We start from the raw sequence: 587 nt of genomic DNA on the forward strand, positions 1-587 counted from the left end.
GCGATGATGCCGCCTGCGGTGTTGAGTTCGGGCGGCGCAGAAGGCGGGGCGAAGCCTTGGTTGACCAGCGGGGCAATAAAGGCGGCGAGATAGCTTTCGGTAGCGGCAACGCCGAAGATAGCAATTAAAGCAAAGATGATGCGTGTTTTATAAGGGCGGATATAAGCCATCAAGCGCATGAAACTGCGCGAATCTTCTTGGGTAAACAGGCCGAAGGTCAGTTTTTCTATCATTGGCTCGGTGTTCCGGATTAATGCAGATTGAATATTTTGTCAATCTGTCGGATTGGTAAAGCCTATGATTATATCGCAATGAAGTTACCGATGCGACGAAATTGCTGTTTTTAAATGAATAACGATTTTTATTTCTGTAAAGTTTTTTCAGACGACCTTTCCCTTGATTGACCACGCCAGCCAATCGAAATAGCCCCACCCTTCCACCACAACCCGCTCAGACCAATCCTCATCTACTGCACGATATCGCTCCACTCCAAACCGAATTTCTGCAAATACTTGCGCAGCCTGTCGCTGTCATTGGTTTTGGCGCGGCTGTTTCGGGAAACATGAAACAAAGCCCTTCCCGCCTGC

Annotated in this window: 1 pseudogene; it reads right to left on the reverse strand. The window is 48.6% G+C overall.

The features are described 5' to 3' along the window. A pseudogene (locus ACTHUR_RS16185) lies at nucleotides 1-233 on the reverse strand (lipid A export permease/ATP-binding protein MsbA); the annotation flags it as partial. Nucleotides 234-587 lie beyond the last annotated feature (354 nt).

Source organism: Neisseria sp. P0021.S007, assembly GCF_051956855.1.